This is a genomic window from Hymenobacter amundsenii (assembly GCF_002204745.1).
Lineage (GTDB): Bacteria > Bacteroidota > Bacteroidia > Cytophagales > Hymenobacteraceae > Hymenobacter > Hymenobacter amundsenii.
In genome coordinates this window covers 1-632 of the sequence record NZ_NIRR01000108.1, presented here as the reverse complement: position 1 = coordinate 632, position 632 = coordinate 1, and the positions used below count along the sequence as shown (strand labels likewise).

1 pseudogene is annotated in these 632 nt (G+C 66.3%); it reads left to right on the top strand.

The features are described 5' to 3' along the window. A pseudogene (locus tag CDA63_RS21505) lies at nt 1-632 on the top strand (IS5 family transposase); the annotation flags it as partial.

Sequence of the window (632 nt, the reverse complement as noted above, 5' to 3'; positions counted from 1 at the left end):
GACGTATTGGATGCGGAATGGACGTTTGTAGCACCCTATTTGGCCCTGGTGCGGGAAGAGGCGCCGCAACGCGAGCATGCGCTGCGCGACGTGTTCAACGCCCTGCGCTACCTGGTCAAAACCGGCTGCGGCTGGCGCTACCTCCCCCACGACTTGCCGCCCTGGGCCGCTGTGTATCAACAATGGGCCCGCTGGCGGGACAACCGCTGTTTTGAGCATATGATGGCCGATTTGCGCGAACTGGCCCGGGTGCTGGCCGGCCGCGAGGCGAGCCCACCGCCGTGATTCTGGACTCGCGCACGGTGCAGAGCACACCCGAAAGCGGGGCTCGCGCCGGTTACGACGGGGCCAAGCGGCGCAAAGGCAGCAAGGTGCACGTGGCCGTCGACACGCTGGGCCACCTGCTGGCCGCTGTCGTTACGCCGGCCAACGAAGCCGACCGCGGGCAGGTGGATGCGCTCTGTGAGCGGGTGCAGCAGGTCACGGGCCAAAAGGTACAGGTGGCCTACGCAGACCAGGGCTACACAGGCGAAGACGCCGCGTATGCCGCGGCCGTACACGACATTGACTTACAGGTTATTGCCAAGCCCGAAGGCCAGACCGGCTTTGTGCTGCTGCCTCGCCGCTGGGTC